16 protein-coding genes and 1 pseudogene are annotated in these 15,833 nt (G+C 62.7%); 10 read left to right on the top strand and 7 right to left on the bottom strand.

The window, feature by feature from the left end:
• Positions 1-231 precede the first annotated feature (231 nt).
• Positions 232-1,059, bottom strand: a pseudogene (locus ACNAOT_RS20925) (DUF4194 domain-containing protein); the annotation flags it as partial.
• The gene (locus ACNAOT_RS20930; RefSeq protein ID WP_091463472.1) at positions 1,052-2,509 is read right to left on the bottom strand and encodes a DUF3375 family protein; all 1,458 of its coding nucleotides are present in this window, start codon (positions 2,507-2,509) and stop codon (positions 1,052-1,054) included. The pseudogene ACNAOT_RS20925 and the gene ACNAOT_RS20930, both read right to left, overlap by 8 nt.
• 371 nt (positions 2,510-2,880) lie before the next feature.
• Here ACNAOT_RS20930 and ACNAOT_RS20935 point away from each other — a divergent pair, with 371 nt between their 5' ends.
• Complete coding sequence (locus ACNAOT_RS20935; protein WP_091463474.1) at positions 2,881-3,183, top strand: hypothetical protein; 303 nt, start codon at positions 2,881-2,883, stop codon at positions 3,181-3,183.
• 62 nt (positions 3,184-3,245) lie between these two features.
• Positions 3,246-5,210: an acyl-CoA dehydrogenase family protein gene (locus tag ACNAOT_RS20940; protein WP_420179242.1), complete on the top strand. Its 1,965-nt coding sequence runs from the start codon at positions 3,246-3,248 to the stop codon at positions 5,208-5,210.
• 4 nt (positions 5,211-5,214) lie between these two features.
• Here ACNAOT_RS20940 and ACNAOT_RS20945 read toward each other — a convergent pair whose 3' ends face one another.
• Positions 5,215-5,619, bottom strand: a complete 405-nt coding sequence (locus tag ACNAOT_RS20945) for a YchJ family protein (protein ID WP_420179243.1) — start codon at positions 5,617-5,619, stop codon at positions 5,215-5,217.
• Positions 5,620-5,807: 188 nt separating this feature from the next.
• Between ACNAOT_RS20945 and ACNAOT_RS20950 the strand changes: the two genes are divergently transcribed.
• Complete coding sequence (locus ACNAOT_RS20950) at positions 5,808-6,671, top strand: hypothetical protein (protein WP_420179244.1); 864 nt, start codon at positions 5,808-5,810, stop codon at positions 6,669-6,671.
• 7 nt (positions 6,672-6,678) lie between these two features.
• Here ACNAOT_RS20950 and ACNAOT_RS20955 read toward each other — a convergent pair whose 3' ends face one another.
• On the bottom strand, positions 6,679-7,170 hold the full coding sequence (locus tag ACNAOT_RS20955) for a flavin reductase family protein (protein ID WP_420179245.1): 492 nt from the start codon (positions 7,168-7,170) through the stop codon (positions 6,679-6,681).
• A gap of 251 nt (positions 7,171-7,421) precedes the next feature.
• Between ACNAOT_RS20955 and ACNAOT_RS20960 the strand changes: the two genes are divergently transcribed.
• From ACNAOT_RS20960 to ACNAOT_RS20980, 5 genes are all read left to right on the top strand, one after another.
• On the top strand, positions 7,422-8,456 hold the full coding sequence (locus ACNAOT_RS20960) for an aldo/keto reductase (RefSeq protein WP_420179246.1): 1,035 nt from the start codon (positions 7,422-7,424) through the stop codon (positions 8,454-8,456).
• Between the two features lie 163 nt (positions 8,457-8,619).
• The gene (locus ACNAOT_RS20965) at positions 8,620-9,723 is read left to right on the top strand and encodes a sulfite oxidase (RefSeq protein WP_420179247.1); all 1,104 of its coding nucleotides are present in this window, start codon (positions 8,620-8,622) and stop codon (positions 9,721-9,723) included.
• Between the two features lie 213 nt (positions 9,724-9,936).
• On the top strand, positions 9,937-10,314 hold the full coding sequence (locus ACNAOT_RS20970; RefSeq protein WP_018779945.1) for an RNA-binding S4 domain-containing protein: 378 nt from the start codon (positions 9,937-9,939) through the stop codon (positions 10,312-10,314).
• A gap of 375 nt (positions 10,315-10,689) precedes the next feature.
• Positions 10,690-11,103 (top strand): DUF6318 family protein, encoded by a 414-nt coding sequence (locus ACNAOT_RS20975; RefSeq protein WP_420179248.1) that lies wholly within the window; start codon positions 10,690-10,692, stop codon positions 11,101-11,103.
• Between the two features lie 57 nt (positions 11,104-11,160).
• Entirely contained in the window at positions 11,161-12,057 is an 897-nt protein-coding gene (locus ACNAOT_RS20980) for a PKD domain-containing protein (protein WP_420179249.1), read from the top strand.
• 189 nt (positions 12,058-12,246) lie between these two features.
• On the opposite strand, the gene ACNAOT_RS20985 is transcribed toward ACNAOT_RS20980, so the two are convergent.
• From ACNAOT_RS20985 to ACNAOT_RS20995, 3 genes are all read right to left on the bottom strand, one after another.
• Entirely contained in the window at positions 12,247-12,708 is a 462-nt protein-coding gene (locus tag ACNAOT_RS20985) for a DUF3817 domain-containing protein (RefSeq protein WP_420179250.1), read from the bottom strand.
• Between the two features lie 83 nt (positions 12,709-12,791).
• Entirely contained in the window at positions 12,792-13,400 is a 609-nt protein-coding gene (locus ACNAOT_RS20990) for a hypothetical protein (protein WP_420179251.1), read from the bottom strand.
• Positions 13,401-13,478: 78 nt separating this feature from the next.
• Positions 13,479-13,985, bottom strand: coding sequence for a hypothetical protein (locus ACNAOT_RS20995; RefSeq protein ID WP_420179252.1), 507 nt, complete (start codon positions 13,983-13,985; stop codon positions 13,479-13,481).
• Positions 13,986-14,087: 102 nt separating this feature from the next.
• On the opposite strand from ACNAOT_RS20995, the gene ACNAOT_RS21000 reads away from it, so the two are divergent.
• Both ACNAOT_RS21000 and ACNAOT_RS21005 read left to right on the top strand, forming a co-directional pair.
• Positions 14,088-14,807 carry a FadR/GntR family transcriptional regulator gene (locus ACNAOT_RS21000; RefSeq protein ID WP_014923019.1) on the top strand — a complete coding sequence of 240 codons (720 nt, stop codon included), beginning with the start codon at positions 14,088-14,090 and terminating at the stop codon, positions 14,805-14,807.
• The gene (locus tag ACNAOT_RS21005; RefSeq protein ID WP_420179253.1) at positions 14,804-15,829 is read left to right on the top strand and encodes an asparaginase; all 1,026 of its coding nucleotides are present in this window, start codon (positions 14,804-14,806) and stop codon (positions 15,827-15,829) included. Before ACNAOT_RS21000 ends, ACNAOT_RS21005 begins: the two co-directional genes overlap by 4 nt.
• The last annotated feature ends 4 nt before the right edge of the window (positions 15,830-15,833 follow it).

A 15,833-nucleotide genomic window follows, 5' to 3' on the forward strand; every position in this document is an offset into this window, starting at 1 on the left:
GGAACCCTGCTCCCGTGGGCCCACCTTAGACGCATGCTGCCGCATGTCTCCGGGATCGCCGCTCGCCTCAGCGGACTCGTCACCTTCACCGTCAAGCACGTTGTCCGCTATGGAGTGATTGCTTGAATTGAGGTCTATTTGGTCGGTGACGTGCGCGCTCGAGGTAGACGACGCCGATGCCGCCCCGGGAGTGGCATCGGGCCTGTCGGAGCCGGCAGCATCGTCCGCAGGACGAGTGCTGTCCGGCGAAGGGGCGGGGGCGGCATCGGCGTCGTCGTCTTCAGCGGAGGGGTCAAGGTCGATCAACGGCTCTGTGCCGGATTCGTCGGCTGCTACTGCTATTAGGGCCTCGATTTGGGCCGGGATGTCGCCGATGTTTTCGAAGGGGAGTGCCAGCGGGAGGGCGTTGCTGATGGTGTACGTGTCATCCAGCGGGGTGGGGAGGATGAGCTGGCGGGCCAGGAGCTTTGTGATGGTACGGGTGACAACGTCAGAGTCGCGGAGGGCATCCTGTTGGCCTGCGGGCGTGTAGTTGGCGACGAGGTCGGCGATTTCCTCGCGGGTGATGGTCGGGTCGGTCTGGGCTGTGACGTGGCGGTCCAGCAGCAGGCGAAGGCGCAGCAGGACGATGGTTTCCACCCTGCTCAGGGCTCGCTGCTGGCGCAGGATGCTGGAGCGGGAACTGGCGCCGACGACTTCCGGGTCAACGGGTCGGAGGACTGCGATTTTGCGGTCGTGGTCGAGCTGGAGGCTGAGGAAGAGCTCGGACAGGCGGCTGCGGAGGATCAACTGGTTGTCCAGCAGCGTGGTCCACAGTTTCTCGTCGCGGCCACCGTCGATGTACGGGCCCTTGAGCAGTTTCACCAGCGCATGCCGCACCTTCATGGGCAGCACTCCCGTGTCACCAGGAAACAGCGCGGCGCCGTCCACGAACGTATCCCTCGGCGTGACACGGAACGGGTCAGTATGGCTGACTTCAGGAGCAGACTCGGCGTCAGTCGCCTCTTCGGTGACCTCGTCCGCTTCGGTGATGTCCGTCGTCGTGATTTCTTCAGTCATCAGAATCCTTATTCAGCGAGACGACAGGCAGGTACGCGGTGCGGATGCTGCCGTCGATTTGTTCGAAGTCGATGTGTTCCCAGGCGGCCCGGTCGAAGGCCGCGCCGGTCTGCAGTGCCATGGACAGCAGGGTGCGCACGGTGTTGATGTGCCGCTCTTCGGCAGGCAGGTTGTCCCACGCGTCGCCCAGCGTGGCTGCGCCTGCCATGGCTGCCCGGACAACCTCAGGCCGCGCTTTGCCGGTTCGCGCTGACCGCACCCGGTCCGAGTCGCTGAAAGCGATGGGATCGGCCAGGCGTGGTGGTGTTGCGAATTCGTCGGGGTCGAAGAGTTTGACCATGGCCAGCGACTCGAACCCGGCATTGAAGAGCGCGGGTCCGCGGACCAGGCCGGGTCGGTCGCGTTCGTAGGGCATGGATCGGATGGCTTGTTCGGCCTCGGCCAGCACCTTTCGCAGGCTGACGGACTGCCTGACGTCGTCGCTCTGGATGTAAGTGTTCAGGCTTTCGGAGAGCTTGCCGTAGATCCGCTGGATCTGGCTGTGCTGCGTGCGCAGCTCGGCCACCAGGTTTTTCAGCGTTTCACGGTCCTCATGGGAGAGGTCGTCCGCGAACTGCCGGCTCAGCACCTCGCCGATCGCCGAGCGGAACCGCAATTGCTGCTGCGGATCCTCCAGAAAAGCAGTGAACGAGCGGAAGGTGCGGCCCTCGGGGCTTTGCCGCAGGCGCTTGTCGGCCTCCAGAACCTGGGCCATAGTGGCGCCCTTGCTCAGGGATTCCTCGATGATCTGGTTGCGGAGCTCGCCTACCAACTCTTCGATGCGGTCACGCATCTTCTTGTAGTCGGCAGGCAGGCTGGCCGCGAGATCCAGGATGTTGCCGGCCGCTTCAACGGCTTCCTCATCATCCAGGAGGCCGTCAAACTCGCCTGAGCTGATGTCTTCCACCAGCTGTTGGCGTTCCTGGATTTCCTCTTCCAGGGCTTCCAATCGCGCGCTCTGATCCGGGTTGGTCTCGTTGGCGAGCTTCTCCACGTCGCCCAGGAGCGTGCCAAGCCGCGAACCGTTCAGTGTGGAACGTTCGCTGGAGAGACTGTCCAGGAACGCGAGCACACGGGCAGCGGGCTCGGTAACTTCGTAGACGATCTGACCTGATTGGTTGCGACGCGTCAGGAATTGTTTGCGGGTCCATTCGTCGCCGAAAAGCTTGCCGTTCTGCTGGCCGCCCAACGCCGGGTCCTGCCGGCGGAGCTGCTCAAGGAAAGCGTCGACGTCGGCGTGGAACTCTTCGAGTGGAAGCTGCGGCCGGGTGCGGGTAAAGGATGCTTGCAGCACCGCGATCACCCACGGCGCGGACCGCGTCAGAGCCCATGCGGGGCCCTTGGTCAACTGTTCGAGGTCACGGAGCCTCGCGCTAATGGCGTCGGCGGAGGACATGGCTGAACGGGACAATTACTCTCCTTCAGCTGCTGCGAAACCTGGCTGGCAGCGAAAACTGCCCCGTACAAGGTTAACGCAGAGCGTCGCGGGGGCCACCGACGGGCCCGTCGCTGGCCGACTGGGGGGTCGGCCGGCGGCGGATAAGCCGCCGAAGAGCCACCGAAAAGCGCGCCTCCCGTGCCGCCGTCGAACCCGTCCCGTACCTGGTGGAAGCTTGCCTGCCGCAACCATTCCGTAACCTACCGCCCGGTATGGTTTCGATCCCATATCAACGCCGCCACGACGCGTTTCTGCTCTGGCCGGAAAGTACTCCCGCCCCTAGTGTCAGAGCATCGACGCAGCCACGCCGCGTCAACCCATGCATCGTCGCCCCGGGGGGAACCATGAATTTCGACTTCACTGCGCTTGATACAGCCACTTACGTATTCATTGGAACGCTGGTTTTCGCTGCAATTCTTGTGGCCTTTATCGCCGCAGCAGCAATGGCAACAATTATTCTTATCGGAGCGGCGGGCATTGCTTGGTACGCCATTAAGGCGGTGCTGGGCGGCCTTGTCCACGGAATTAACTTTGCGTGGGACCGCGTGGTTCACCACGCCGGACAAGTGGAAATTCCTGCCGAATTCCAGCCGCAGGTTTCCCCTAGCACCGGTAGCTACTCGCGGGTAGCATTGAGGGACAGCTGAAGGGTTCGCACCCAAGGCGGACCCTGGCTCCATCCGGCACCACCGGCTAGAGGAGTTACCCCATGACGTCCGCCACTGACAACAGTCTCGCCGCTGCAAGCGTCAATGCCACCGCAGAAGAAGCCCGCGCCGTTGCCGAGGCTGCCCGGGAAACAGAATGGAACCGGCCCAGTTTCGCCAAGGGCCTGTACCTGGGCAGCTTCGACCTCAGCCTGATACACCCATGGCCGCAAGCCAGTCCTGACGATGTCCAGCGGGGCGAGGAGTTCATGGCCCGCTTGGTGACATTCGCCAAAACCATGTCCGGCCGCGTCATCGAGCACGATGCCAAAATTCCCGACGAATACCTGAAAGGGCTCGCGGACCTGGGTGTATTCGGCATGAAGATTCCACGCGCATATGGCGGATTGGGCTTGTCCCTGGTCTATTACGGCCGCGCCCTTGCCCTGCTGGGGTCGGTACATCCGAGCCTCGGCGCCCTCATTTCCGCCCACCAATCCATTGGTGTTCCGGAACCCGTAAAAGAATTTGGCACCTCTGAGCAGAAGCAGGAATACCTGCCGCGCTGCGCCGCCGGCGCCATTACCGCGTTCCTCCTGACAGAGCCCGACGTCGGCAGCGACCCCGCGCGCATGGGCGCCACTGCAGTGCTATCCGACGACGGCGAGTCTTACCTTTTGGACGGCGTGAAACTGTGGACCACTAACGGCGTGATCGCCGAACTCGTGGTGGTCATGGCCAGGGTGCCTTCACACACCGATGCTGACGGCACCGAGCATAAGGGCGGTATCTCCGCTTTCGTGGTGGAAATGGACTCCCCCGGCATCACCGTGGAGAACCGCAACGCCTTCATGGGCCTGCGCGGAATCGAGAACGGGGTGACGCGCTTCCACCAGGTTCGCGTCCCTGCGGCCAACAGGCTCGGCCGCGAAGGGCAGGGTCTCAAGATCGCCCTCACTACGCTTAATACCGGACGGCTCTCCATCCCTGGCCTGTGCGTCGCCGCCGGAAAGTGGAGCCTGAAAATCTCCCGCGAATGGTCCAACGCACGGACCCAGTGGGGGCGACCGGTGGGCAAACACGAGGCCGTAGGCAAAAAGATCGCCTTCATCGCCGCCACCACTTTCGCGTTGGAGGCAGTGTTTGAACTTTCCGCCGAAATGGCTGACGCCGGCCAAAAGGACGTTCGTATCGAAGCCGCGCTGGCCAAGCTGTGGTCCACGGAACTGAGCTGCCGGATCGCTGACGAACTCGTGCAGATCCGCGGCGGCCGGGGCTTTGAAACAGCCGAATCCCTGGAGGCCCGCGGCGAACGGGCAGTACCGGCCGAGCAACTCCTCCGGGACCTCCGCATCAACCGGATCTTCGAAGGCTCCAGCGAAATCATGAAGCTCCTGATTGCCCGCGAAGCCGTGGATGCCCACCTTGCCGCCGCGGGCGACCTTGCCTCTGCGGATGCGAGCCTGCAGGACAAGGCGAGGGCCGCCGTCGGAGCCTCCGGCTTCTACGCGAAATGGCTCCCGAAACTCGTAGCCGGCGCCGGGATGGATCCGCGGTCCTATGCGGAGTTCGGGCGTTTGGGCAAGCAACTGCGCTTCGTTGAAAGGTCCTCGCGTCGGCTTGCCCGGCAGACCTTTTATGGCATGGGCAGGTGGCAGGCCAAGCTTGAGCACAAGCAGGCGTTCCTGGGCAGGATCGTTGACATCGGCGCTGAGCTGTTCGCCATGGCCGCATGCTGTTCACGCGCCGAAATGCTGCTCCGGACCCACCCCGAACAGGGCGCTGCCGCGTACGAGCTGGCCGAGGCATTCTGCGAGCAGGCACGCGTGCGGGTGGACGAATACTTCGATCAGCTGTGGAGGAATACTGACGACGGCGATCACGACCTTTCGCGCAAGGTCCTCGCCGGCGACTACGCCTGGTTGGAGGCCGGCGTCCTGGACCAGTCCGAGGGAACCGGCCCTTGGATTGGCGATGCCTCGCCGGGCGCCTCAACCAAGGAGAACCTGCACCGCAGCTACCGGTGAGCCATTAGCGAACGTCCCCGTCCACGTAGAACCAGCGCTTCCCTTCCCGCAGAAAGCGGCTGATTTCGCGCTGGACGCCGCGTTCGCCGTCGAGCCTGTAATGGGCAGCGAACTCCACGGTGCCCGACGTATCCAAGGGGCCACCATTCGTTGCGGAAACGATGTCCAGCCTGCGCCACTCCATGTCTGGATCGAGGTCCATGGACGCTGGCCGTGTGGAGGCGTGCCAGGTGCGCAGGAGGTAGCCGGCATCAAGGACGACGAAGGCCGCATACCTGGAGCGCATGAGTTGCCCGGCCGTGGGCGCGTCGGCCTCGCCGCGGTGGAAACGTCCGCAGCAATCGACGTACTGCTCACCGGAGAGACACGGGCAAGCGCCATTGCGGAGTCGGGCTGAATCAGGGGTCACGAGGTCCCAATCTGAGGCTGAAAATGAGAGCTGGGCAACATATTTTCCCACGCCGTGTAACAGCTTTGAAACAACCCCGCCGGAGTGTGGGGCGGGGCGTGATTCCGTCGGTGCTGGACCTTAGGCTTGTATATGCAAGCTGGGTGGGCAATGGGCGCATCACAAAACGACGGCCAGGGGAGGCTAACGTGGAGGATCCGACAACACTCGCCATCAATCTGACGTACTTGGGCACACTGGGACTCGCGGTCCTGATGTTCCTGGGGCTCGGGTTGATCATCATCATCACTCTGGTGGTCGCCGGAATTGGACGGCTCCTGTCGATCATCCTCTTGGCGATGGTGGGGATTTTCCCCAAGAAGGACCACACTCCCATCGTTCACCTTCCCCAGCATCCGGCGCATGTGCCTGATCCCGTGGCTGCCGACGATTCCGCGCCTTCCGCCCCGGAGCCTGCTTTGGTGCCCACACCTGCACCTGCTGCAGTTTCCGAGCCCGCCGCAGATGCCCCGGTGACCGTGCCCGCCGCAGCTGCTGCGCCTAAGCGCGACCTCATGGGAGACGTTCGACGGCGGCTATCGGGCGCGTCTTCCGCGCTCAAGGAAGGCGCGTGGAAGGCAAAAGTCGACCCCCGCAACCTGCCGAAACCGGCCGAGGTGAAATCGGTGGTGGAACACCAGGCCGCCCACCATCCCATAGTCGTTGCAGCCGCCAAGGAACCGCCTGTGCTCGCAAAGGACTGGGCGGATGCTGTAGCCGAAGCAGACGAACGCGCTGCGGCGCGAGCCAAAGCCCAACAGCCGCCCGCCATCAAGGTGACTGTCCGCGACCTTGACGACCCCACGCCGTCGCCCAATGGCAAAACTCCGACTCCCAAGCGTCCGGACTTCCCGCCCAAAAGGCCGGACAACGGCTCCGCGCAGCCCGGTGATACCAAAGGCCCTGGATCAAGCAACGGAGCCAAGAAACCAGGCCCGAACACTTCCAAGAGTGGAAAGTCGCCGAGCCCGATTCGAAAAGGTTCGCTCAGCGGCGCCAGCCGCAACTCCTAGCTGACGCCTACGCTGCCAGCTGCCGGAACGTCGCACCGTGGTAGATCAAGGGCTTGGACTCGAGGTTGATGGTGGTCGCTTTTACCTCGAGAACCACAATCGCGTGATCACCGGCCGGCGTCTCGGAGATGACTTCGCATTCGAAACCCAGCACTGCGCCGTCGATCAGCACTGCACCTGAGTCGCTCACGCTGGTGTCCAGTCCGGCGAAACGGTCGCACGTCTTGGACGCCAGTTGGAGGGCCGCCGCTTCCTGACCTTCGGCGAGAACCGAAACTCCCAGGCGCTGGGCCTGGCGGAGCTTCGGCCAGGTGGTGGAGGAGTTTTGCACTGCGAACATCACCAACGGCGGTTCCAGCGAAACACCAACCGTGAAGGACGACGCCACCAGGGCTTCCGGCGTGAAATCCACCATCGCGCTGAACGCGGCAACTCCGGACGGAAACTGCGCAAATGCTGCCTTGATGGCCGCCGTTTCTTCCACTGTGGTCTGTGTCATTCCGCTGTCCCCTATCGTGCGTAGCCTGAGTTCCTTTCCATAATTCACCTGCTGGGGGCAACGGCAATATTTGTTGATTCGAAAGACATTTGTGTTGCCGCATGTCAAGAAATGTCGCGAAGTAAGGCCGCTTCCATTACCTCCCAAGACGAAAAACGAAGAACTTCTACCATTTGCGTTTATGCCTCCGGCGGCCGTGTGTAGCCTCGATTGAACATCCCACCAGCACCGTCCCACCACAGGAAGCCGACATGAGCCTCAACGAGCTACGAACGCTTGGACGCACTGGCGCCCTGATCAGCCCCCTCACTCTGGGCACCTTGAACTTCGGCACCGGTGCCGCACCCACGGGTCCAGCGGAGAGCATCCGCATCATTAAGGCCGCCCTTGACGCCGGTATCACCAGCGTTGACACCGCTGACATCTACTCGCAGGGCGAGGCCGAGACTGTGGTTGGCCAGGCCATCCACAGTCGCCGCGACGACGTTTTCCTCGCCACCAAGTTCCATGGCCAGATGGGCTCCAACCCTGCGCACGCGGGAAACTCGCGCCGTTGGATTGTCCGGGCTGTGGAGGACAGCTTGCGGCGGCTGAACACGGACAGGATCGACCTATACCAAGCGCACCGCCCGGACTACAACACCGACCTGTTGGAAACCATCACAGCCCTCAACGACCTCATCCGGCAGGGCAAGATCTTGTACTACGGCACGTCCGTGTTCAGCCCGGCCCATCTTGTGGAGGCACAGTGGATCGCCAACACCAACCACCTGACGCCGCCTGTGGTGGACCAGGTTCCGTATTCGCTCCTGGTGCGGGCTAACGAACGGGACGTTTTCCCCATCACCCAGCAGTACGGCGTCGGCGTTTTGAGTTACGGACCGCTCGACGGCGGGTGGCTGGCTGGCGGTTATCGCGTCGGCGGCGGCCAGCCGGAAAGTTCGCGATCGGCTGCGGTTCCGGGCCGCTTCGATGTCCATGCACCCTTTAACCAAGGCAAACTTCACGCGGCGGATGCCCTCGCGCAGCTTGCTGCCCGCCACGGGTTGACCCTTATCCAGCTTGCCGTGGGCTTCGCCCTCAACCACCCGGCAGTCACCAGCGTGGTCATCGGGCCGCGAACCGAGGACCACCTCACCGACTATTTGAAGGCCGCAGATGTGGTGCTCAGCGAGGCGATCCTCGACGAAATCGACGACATCGTTGCCCCGGCCGTGAACTTCCTGGAGCGCGATGCCGGCACGGTCGCGCCACACCTTGAGTACCCGGAATTGCGACGCCGGTAGCCCCCTTGCGTTGTGAGGCCCGCTTTGCGCGCTATGTGCTCGCTTTTGGGCGCAGAGCAGGCCTCACAACGAGCTATTGACGGGGTTCGCCCGCGGCGTGATCCTTGACCTAGGTGCTGCGGCACTCCGCAGCGTTTAGATTCCAGTAGAACGCCGCCGTCCTATGTCCAAACACCATCTCAAGCAAAGAGCAACGAAAGCCGCCAACCCCGGTCAGCCGACCCAAGGTCCACTGACCCACGAAGAACTGCAGCTCTCCGGGCGAAATCACTCCATGCCACTTGAGGCCCTGCACGACGACATCACGCCGGCCGGCCTTCACTACCTGCTGATCCACTTCGATATCCCGCACGTTTCCGCGGAGAGATGGCGACTACGCCTGGGTGGTGCCGTTAATCGGAGCCTTGAGTTGAGTCTTGAGGACATCAAAGCCCGGCCCGCCGTCACCATGCCTGTCACCCTTGAATGCGCAGGCAACGGCCGGTCCCTTCTGCAACCCCGTCCCGTCAGCCAACCGTGGGTTCTGGGTGCCGTGGGCACAGCCGAGTGGACCGGCACCCCGTTGGCGCCCTTGCTGGAGGAAGCAGGTTTGGCGAGTGACGCCGTCGAACTTGTTTTTACCGGCGCCGACAACGGCATCCAAGGTGGCGTCGAAGAGCCTTATGCACGCAGCCTTTCAGTGGCAGAAGCGATGCATCCCGAAGTCATGCTTGTCTACGCCATGAACGGCAACCCTTTGCCCATCCAGCACGGGTTCCCGCTCAGGCTGCTGGTTCCGGGTTGGTACGGCATGGCGAGTGTGAAGTGGTTGACGTCGATCGAGGCCGTGAAGTCGCGGTTCATGGGGTTCCAGCAGGCCGTCGCTTACCACTACCTTCAAGGTCCTGACGGCCCAGGCATACCCGTGAGCCATATTCGCGTCCGCTCCCTCATGATTCCGCCGGGAATCCCGGACTTCTACACCCGGCGGCGCGTGGTGGACGCCGGTCCCGTGATGCTACACGGGCGCGCATGGTCCGGGCACGGCGAGGTGGAGCGCGTTGAGGTAGGAATCGACGGCGAATGGATGCCGGCGCACCTGGAACCGGCGCTGGGCGACTTTGCTTGGCGTTCGTGGTCCATGGTGTGGGTCGCGAGCCCCGGCGAGCACGTGCTGAGGTGCCGTGCGATGGATTCGTCGGGTGCGCTGCAGCCCACCGAGCAGGTGTGGAACTACCAGGGCATCGGGAACAACATGGCGCAGGTAGTCGAGGTGACGGTGCGGTAGGTTCTTTCGGTTCCGGCCTCCGGCGACGCCCGGCCCGGCACGGCCCGGCCCGGCCCGCCGAGATCGCTGGAACGCTGGCCCCGCCTCGCCGAGATCGCCGGAACGCTGCGTGATCGCCGGAGCGTTGCGGCGTGTTCGGTAGCTTCCCCGTGTACGCGCACGTTTCCGGCGGTCTCGCGGCTCTTGCGAGGCCCGGTTAGACTCTTCCCAACCATGAGTATCCCGTCATCATCCCCGGCAAATGTCCGCGTCGACGCCTGGCTTTGGGCGATCCGCGCCTACAAGACCCGCTCGGCCGCCACCGCTGCCTGCCGTGCCGGGCACATCCGCATCAACGGAAACCCTGTCAAGGCGTCGCAGAGCGTGATCATCGGCGACACCATCCGGGTCCGCGAGTCCGGCTGGGAACGGATCCTCGAAGTCCGGCGACTCATCGCCAAGCGTGTGGGTGCCGAAGCCGCTTCCCACTGCTTCACCGACCACACTCCCCCGCGTCCCGTTGCTCCAAAGCTCGGTCTCCCCCAGCGTGACCGCGGCGCCGGGCGACCCACCAAGAAGGACCGCCGGGATATGGAGAAGCTTCGGGGGTAGTGGTTTGTGAGTGGCCGCGCCTGACACTTATCCACAGGCAGCGTTTTCTGACATGAATGGTTACCCGTCCCCCGCCTAGACTGACCGGCACACCGCCAAACAGCTGCTGGGGAGCCTGTCATGTCACGCCATTCGTTTGCTTCTTTTTCTTGCGTTCGCGTCCGAACGGCGGTTTTGACTCTGACCGCTGCGCTGCTTCTGAGCAGTTGTCAGGGTGGCTCGGCGCCTGGCGGCCCACCTTCAGAAACAAGTTCGACGACGGCGTCGTCCACCGCGAGCGTTTCGGTTCCCTCGGCTTCGGGTTCTCCCGTTTCTCCTGCGGTTTACAAGCCCGCCGACGCTAAGGGTAAGGCCCAGAACGTACCTGTTCCGGTGATGCCGGAGCTGGCGAAGGAGAACTCGAAGGCGGGGCTGGAGGCGTTTATTGGGTACTGGTACGCCCAGTTGAGCTACAGCTACGAGACCGGGCAGACTGAGCAACTGATGCCACTTAGTAGGTCGACGTGCGCCTTATGCACGTCGATGCGTAGAGGAGTCGAGAGCGGTTGGCAAGAGGGGCGATGGATCGCCGGGGCCACAATCAGATCGACGAGCGTTGAGGCTGACTTTGATCCGACAGTGTCCACCCAAGTCGCCGCAGTGCAGGTCATCCAGGAACCGATCGAAATTCGGACGCCAGATGGATCGCTTTATCAAGAGCCGACAGCCGCAACGAACTCGGCAAGTAGGGCAGCGCTGACGTTCGAGGATCAGCGTTGGTTACTGATCGACCTTGGTCTTCTCCGCTAGCCGATGCAGAATCCCAAGCGTATCGCTGCCGCTCTGTTAGCCTCCACCTTCATTTTGATGTCCATCCATTGCGGTATAGCCGTTGCCAAGGACCCAAAGATAGACATCGGATACGTCGATAACGGGCTGAAACTGACGGGAACCCAGTGGATCAAGGACCCTGCCACCGGCAGTTTTACACCGTTTGTTGAAGGCAGCACTGCAGGTTCGGAGGATCCAAATCAGTACATGGCTGACGTGCACTGCCGATCAGGTGGAACGGACACTCCCGATAGGGGTTGCCTCACGATGGAATGCCCGGCCAAGACACCGGGAGGCGAAGAAGGCACACCTGTCATCTGGCGACAGGCACCAAAGTCCATCACCAATCCCACATGGACCGACTACCCAGCCGTCAGCGGACCCACTTGCCTCTACGATGCCGAGCCCGAGAACGTCCTGGCCAACATCGCCGCCAGGATCCTCACCGACTTCCGACAACTTCCCGTGAACCCGGGAACCTTGGAAGCCCAGCCCTTCCCCCACACCCTCAAAGGCGGACCCACCAACTTCTACGCCATCACCGGAGAACAAGGCTTCGACGTCACCATCCTCGGCCAAACAGTCCACCTGACCGCCACACCCGCCAACTACACCTACACCTTCGGCGACGGCACCGTCCTCGGACCAACACCCGCCGCCGGATACTCCATCCCCGAAGCCGAATGGCTCAACAACGAGACACGCACCAGCCACACCTACACAGACACCGGCAACTACCAAGCCACCCTCACCACCAGCTTCACCGGCACCTACTCCGTCAACAACGGACCACCACTACCCATCAACGGAACCCTGGACATCACCACACCCGCCAAAACCATCCAGGTCTGGAAAACAGAAAAAGCACTCGTCGCCGACACCTGCCAGGAAAACCCCAACTCCTGGGGCTGCCCCGGCGCGGAGAGCAGATAGACGGACGGCGCCACGTACCGCCACCACCCACTTTGATTGCCGCGTCCTGGCGACACACCAAAAAGACGGTGCCTCGAGACCACCCACGATTCAAAGTGGGTGGTGGCGGCCCATGGAGTCAGGGATCCTTCGCCTTAAGTGAAGAAAAGCATCAGTTTCTAAGAACTGATGCTTTTCGCCTGCTGAAGCCTAGGAGAACCAGGTACCTGGAGGACCCATGAACAGCAGGAAGCTAAACACTGCGCCCACGGCCACGAGAGTCACCACAACAGCAAGAATCGGGTTCCGCAGGACCCAAGCCTGGGCCTTTTCGAAGCCGCCTTGGGGCGAATCTCCCCCAGCGGCCAAGCGCCAATCACCGGTGAGGAGACCACGACGGTCCAGCGACTTCTCCATGGGGATAGTGGCATACGGGATCACGGCCGAAGCGATGGCTAGAAGACCGGTGCGGGTTGTCCACTTCTGGTTGATCCACGTGAACGCGGCCGTCGCGGCGTAGCAAAGGAACACGAACCCGTGGATACCTCCGGCGATGCTCACACCGACGTCTGTGGTTCGCGTGACGTACTTAAGGAACAGTCCGATCAATAGCATCGTCCATGTCACGGCCTCGGCAAAAGCAACGGTACGGAACAAAGTGCGGGGCTGCATGGAAGTCCTCAGGTAGAAAACGGGAGACACGCCATATTTTACTGGCTGTAGAACTTCTCGCGCGTCAATCAGTGCAACCGCAGTCACCCTGGGGAAGGGAGCGCCTCCCGGTTGCGGATCCGAGAGTCGCCGAATTCCAAGGCCACAGGCGCGATCTCCATCGCAGGCTCGTGCCTGGTCCGGGCTTTCCCAACTGCGATGTGCGGCAACCATCGGGGTGACTTGTAACCAAGTGCGGGCGAGCTCAGGATGAAGTCGTCGATGTTGTCGAGGCCGAGGTCGTCAAGAAGTACGTGCAGCCCTTGCACCAAGAGTGCTTGGTAGTCGTGAACCTCCTGTGGCACGTCCACTTCGAGCCCCATAAGGCGCCCACCGCCCAAAGGAATCAACTTGTCCGACTTCCCGAGGAAGCCCTGCAGGACAGGCAACTCCGTCAACCAACTGGAGATTTCGGGGAGCACTTTCTCCGGAGGAGAGAATCCCTTGGTCCATGCCACGATGTCCCTTCCCAGCTCGTCCAGGATCCCAACGTGCAGCAATGTCATGTGCAAGCCCTGGGGCTTCCGCAAGGAGTCGACAAAGCGGTTGAGACCCTCATAGTCCGAGGATCCGGAACCGACGCGTACGACGGGCACCTCCACAGTGATGCGGGATCCATGAGGTTTGCTTCCAGGGGAGACAAGGTCCGTCATGGGTGCCATTATGCGCCGGAATCCAGGCCAGCGGCAGGCCGACGGCGCAAGCTGAGTACCGGCGTCGTACGTTATGCACTACTTCTTGGAGCGGGCCTGAACCCGGTTGGCGAATGGAAGACGGCCATAGGCGGCAACAAAGTCAGCGTGGTAGGCGGCCTCGGCGGCGTTTACTTCGGAGGCGGGGAGTTCCTTCCATGCAACGATCAGGTCAAGGGCGTCGCGGAGTTGCCAGATGAGCCGGGCGTCCCAGACGACGGTGGGTCGTCCACGGCCGTAATCCATGAACTCTTGGAGCTGCTTGCGGAGCCCCCTATTGCCTTGGCTCCCTGCGCTGGCTTTGCCGATGTACAGCACAGAAGCATCGGGAATCCATTCGGACTCCAGGTCTTCACGTTTGAGGTTGGGGTCCTTCTTCTTGAACGTGCCGGCAGTGCTCTTGCTGAGGAATGAGGGCTCGAAATCCGCGGGACGGAGGATTGCGAAGATCCCAGGTCCTTGGGGAATCCTCATGGGATCGAGTTCGTCGAGCGGCCGGAATCCGGTGAACCCGTCCTCAGTGAGTGACTTTTTGGAGAAGAGCATGGTCCATTGTGCGGGCCGCCCCCGATAGGCCCAAAGACGCCAAAGCCTGAAGCAAACCTTTCAGCGTTGACAGGCACTTGTGACCCGTGCCATATTCGAAACGTGAACCTGTCAGACAGCCGGACAGCCGGACAGCAAGGACCCCAGGGTGGGCATACGCCCATCTCGCGCATTTCCGCAGCTGAAGCGGTCTTTGCGGCACTGCGACGCGCCATCGAGGGCGGCCAGTTCGATATCGGCACCAAGCTGAGCTCCGAAGCGACGCTGGCGGGTCAGTACGGCGTAAGCCGCTCAGTCATCAGGGAAGCGTTGAGGTCCTGCAACACCTTGGGCCTTACCGTAACCAAGACCGGCAAAGGCACATTCATTGTGGCCAACAAGGTTGCTAATGACCTTACCTTGGGTCAGTACAGTGCGCGTGATCTTAACGAAGCCCGCCCGCACATCGAGATCCCGGCGGCCGGCCTCGCGGCCCAAAGAAGGACAGAGGAAGAGCTGGAGCACCTCAAGGACATCGTCCAGGAGATGCTCACGGAGAACGATCCCGAAGCCTGGGTGAACCTGGACGCCAGCTTCCACTCAGCCGTGGCCCGTGCCAGCGGAAACCGGGTGTTTGCCAGCGTCGTCTCGGATATACGTGAAGCCCTGGCCCACCAGTCCGAAACCTTGAACCTCGTGGCAGACCGGCAACACCGCTCTGACGAGGAACACGTCGCCGTGCTCAACGCAATCGAAGCCGGCGACTCCGAAGCCGCAAGCAAAGCGATGGCCGCCCACCTGCAGGCCGTCAGCGTGGCGCTGGACACGATCCTCAGCAAATGACACACCCAAAGGACACTGCCACCATGCCCGCCCCCGAAGCACCGGCCCAGGCCCACGAGAAAAAAGCGCCGAACCACGTCCCGCTCGTAGAGGTAACCCGCGACGGCCTGGTCGAAAGCATCCATTACGGCTCGCTGATCGCCCTCAGCGCAGATGGCGCCACCGCAATCCAAGCCGGCGAACCGGATGCCCCCATGTACCCGCGCTCCAGCCTGAAGCCGCTGCAGGCTGTTGCTCTGCTCAAGGCCGGTTTGGACATCCCCCAGGACCTCCTGGCGCTGACCGCTGCCAGCCACTCCGGCGCGCAGATGCACCGCGATGGTGCCGCCGAGATCCTGAAGCTGCACGGCCTCACCGAAGCGGCCCTGGGTAACAGCACGGACCTCCCTTACGGCGTCGCTGAACGTGAAGAGTGGCTACGCCAAGGCAACAGCCCCACCCAAATTGCGCAGAACTGCTCCGGCAAGCACGCTTCCATGACCGCAGTTTGCGTCATCAACGGCTGGCCTGTGGAGGGGTACTTGCACCCCGAGCACCCGCTTCAGGTCCTGGTCCGCGACACCATCACGGAACTGACCGGCGAGGAAGCTGCCGCAGTCAGCACTGACGGCTGCGGCACTCCGCTGTTCGCACACTCGCTTCACGGTATGGCGCGCGCTTACGGCCGCATCGCCGCTGCCGACGAAAGCACCGACGAGGGCAAAGTTGCCCACGCCATGCGCCGCTACCCGCAGATGGTGGCCGGCGTAGGCCGCGACGTCACCGCGCTCATGCGGGCGGTCCCGGGACTCCTCGCGAAGGACGGCTTTGAGGGACTCCAGCTTGTCGGCCTCCCGAACGGCACCGGCGTGGCAGTGAAGATTTCCGACGGCGGCGATCGCGCCCGCATGCCCGTCACCGTTGAGGTCCTCCGCAAGTTGGGCGTCGACGGCGGCAGCTTGGACACGCTTCAGAGCCCACCCGTGCTGGGCGGCGGCCTTCCGGTCGGCGAGCTCCGCGCAGCCCAAATTTTCAGCAACTAAACCA

This window comes from Paenarthrobacter sp. TA1.8 (assembly GCF_048595705.1).
Classification (GTDB): domain Bacteria; phylum Actinomycetota; class Actinomycetes; order Actinomycetales; family Micrococcaceae; genus Arthrobacter; species Arthrobacter nitroguajacolicus.